The organism is Pseudomonas sp. UBA6276 (assembly GCF_002438365.1).
GTDB classification, from domain to species: Bacteria; Pseudomonadota; Gammaproteobacteria; order Pseudomonadales; family Pseudomonadaceae; genus Aquipseudomonas; species Aquipseudomonas coleopterorum.
The window spans coordinates 1-2,990 of record NZ_DJUS01000095.1; the positions used below are offsets into that span (position 1 = coordinate 1).

A 2,990-nucleotide genomic window follows, 5' to 3' on the forward strand; every position below is an offset into this window, starting at 1 on the left:
CGCCCTGCTCGGCCTGCTCGATGAGGGTGTCGCGGAACAGCTCCCAGGTCAGGTCTTCGGCCACGCCGCCGACTTTTTCCAGGGCCTGATAGATGGGCACGGTGCCGATCGGTACGGGCGAATTGCGGATGATCCACTCGCGGGTTTCGTGGATGTGCTTGCCGGTGGACAGGTCCATCACCGTGTCCGAGCCCCAGCGGATGCCCCAGGTGAGCTTGGCCACTTCCTCCTCGATGGAGGAACCCAGGGCGCTGTTGCCGATGTTGCCGTTGATCTTCACCAGGAAGTTGCGGCCGATGATCATCGGTTCGAGTTCGGTGTGGTTGATGTTGGCCGGAATGATCGCGCGGCCACGGGCGATTTCTTCACGCACGAACTCGGCGGTGATCTCCTTGGGAATGCTGGCGCCGAAGCTGTGGCCCTTGTGCTGATCCTTGAGCAGGCCGGCAGCGCGGGCCTCGGCCAGCTTCATGTTCTCGCGGATGGCGACGTACTCCATTTCGGCGGTGATGATGCCCTGACGCGCGTAGTGCATCTGGCTGACGTTGGCGCCGGCCTTGGCCCGGCGCGGGTTGCGCACGTGAGCGAAGCGCAGTTTGGTCAGTTCGTCGTCGCTCAGGCGCTGCTGGCCGAAGTGAGAACTCAGGCCGGGCAGCCGTTCGGTGTCGCCACGGTCGTCGATCCAGGCCGAACGCACGTCGGCCAGGCCCTTGCGCACGTCGATGACGACATTGGGGTCGGTGTAGGGGCCGGAGGTGTCGTAGACGGTCACCGGCGGGTTGATCTCACCGCTGCTGTTGCCGGTGGAAAAGTCGGTCGGTGTGACGTCCAGGCTGATTTCACGCATGGGCACACGGATGTCTGCCCGCGAGCCCTGGACATAGATCTTGCGCGAACGGGTGAAGGGCTGCACGGAGCCTGAATCGACTTGGGCCGATTCGCTCAAATGCACGGTGTTTTTTGCTTTTGTATTCATCACAGGCTCTCCAGACGGCATCCAGCAGGGAATGTCGGAGCGAACCTGAAAGGCACGGATGCACCCTGTGAACGGATGCTGTGCTTGTACGCGAGGTGCTGTGCAGAAATGCGCGAGACCTCGGACGAAGCACAAGAGGACTCGCCGCAAAGACGAGAAATCTTGTTCCCTACGCAGGCGTTAACCTGATCAGGTTCAACGGGATCCGGATTATCCGATCTCAGCCTCATAGCAAGGCACCCCGACAAGAACGTGCACAGCATAGACGCCCTGCACGTGGAACGCCAACCCCGCCTGCAGGTCTTGATGCAGGTCTTGATAGTGCCCGTTGCATCGGACCGATTGTTGTGCGGCGCGCCGCGCTCTACACTCGCCCTGCCCCAAGCCTCTTTCCACAGCTGATGTCCAGACCCAGCTTACAGACCAAGGATTGCCCCATGCTGCGCAGTAGATTTCCCTCGGCAACGGCCCTCGCCCTGGCCGTGTCCGGTGCCATCCCAGGCCTGGCCCTGGCGCAGCAGGCACCGTTGGCGAGCATGACCGATCTGGTCAGCGTCTATCAGGAAGCGGTACTGAACAACGCCGACCTGGCCGCCTCGCGGGCCGACTATGCCGCGCAAAGCGAAATCGTGCCGCAGGCGCGCGCCGGTTTGCTGCCCAACCTGTCGGCCGGTTACGACATCAACGACACCCGCACGGCGCTGGACCAGCCCTCGGCGGTGTACAACCGCAGCGGCAATTCCTACCGTGCGCAATTGAGCCAGCCGCTGTTCCGTGCCGACCGCTGGTTCCAGCTCAAGGCGGCCAAGGCGGTCGACGAGCAGGCTGCAGTGCAGTTGTCGGCCACCGAGCAGAACCTGATTCTGCAAAGTGCCCAGGCCTATTTCTCGGTGCTGCGCGCCCAGGACAACCTGGCCACCGCGCGCGCCGAGGAGAATGCATTCCGGCGCCAGCTCGATCAGTCCCAGGAGCGCTTCAACGTCGGTCTTTCCGACAAGACCGACACCCTGCAGTCCCAGGCCAGCTACGACACCGCCCGGGCCAACCGGATCATCGCCCAGCGCCAGGTGGAGGATGCGTTCCAGGCCCTGATCACGCTGACCAACCGCGAATACAATTCGATCCAGGGCATCGTTCACACCCTGCCCGTGCTGGCGCCGATACCCAATGACGCCAGTACCTGGGTCGATACCGCTTCGCGGCAGAACCTTGATCTGCTGGCCAGCAACTACGCCGTGGAAGCCGCCGAGCAGACCTTGCGCCAGCGCAAGGCCGGGCATGCGCCGACGGTGGATGCGGTCGCGCAATACCAGAAGGGCGACAACGACAATCTGGGTTTCAGCAACCCATCGACCCTGCCCGGCGTCAGCTATGGCAGTGATGTGTCGCAGCGCAGCATCGGCGTGCAGTTGAACATTCCGATCTACAGCGGCGGGCTGACCAGCTCGCAGGTACGTGAAGCCTACGCACGGCTCACGCAGAGCGAGCAGCAGCGCGAAAGCCTGCGTCGGCAGGTGGTGGAGAACACCCGCAACCTGCACCGCGCGGTCAACACCGATGTCGAGCAGGTGCAGGCGCGCAAGCAGTCGATCATTTCCAACCAGAGTTCGGTGCTGGCCACCGAGATCGGCTATCAGGTGGGGACGCGCAACATCGTCGACGTGCTCGACGCGCAGCGTCAGCTGTACAGCTCGGTGCGCGACTACAACAACACCCGCTACGACTATATTCTGGACAACCTGCGCCTCAAGCAGGCGGCAGGCATCCTGAGCCCGGGCGACCTGCAGGACCTGACGCGCTTCCTCAAGGCCGACTACAACCCGGACAAGGATTTCCTGCCACCGGACCTGGCCAAGGCCGCCGAAGCGCTGCTCAAGCCGCCAGCGAAACCATGACCTGACGCGACGCTGCTGAACGGCTTGCGCAACCCTGTAGCAGCGGCGCGAGCCGCGTTGGGCGGTGATGCGGGGTGTCAGGTGAATCGCGTCGTCAGTGACGCGGCTTTTGCCGCCGC

2 protein-coding genes and 1 riboswitch are annotated in these 2,990 nt (G+C 63.5%); of the genes, one reads left to right on the plus strand and one right to left on the minus strand.

Going from position 1 to position 2,990, the window contains the following annotated elements; genetic code table 11:
- The coding region (locus B2V21_RS10910; RefSeq protein WP_286916853.1) for a phosphomethylpyrimidine synthase ThiC at nucleotides 1-976 on the minus strand (976 nt) is incomplete at its 3' end.
- A gap of 149 nt (nucleotides 977-1,125) precedes the next feature.
- A riboswitch (TPP riboswitch) is annotated at nucleotides 1,126-1,230 on the minus strand.
- Between the two features lie 183 nt (nucleotides 1,231-1,413).
- Here B2V21_RS10910 and B2V21_RS10915 point away from each other — a divergent pair.
- Nucleotides 1,414-2,871 carry a TolC family outer membrane protein gene (locus tag B2V21_RS10915; RefSeq protein WP_049862073.1) on the plus strand — a complete coding sequence of 486 codons (1,458 nt, stop codon included), beginning with the start codon at nucleotides 1,414-1,416 and terminating at the stop codon, nucleotides 2,869-2,871.
- Nucleotides 2,872-2,990: the final 119 nt, after the last annotated feature.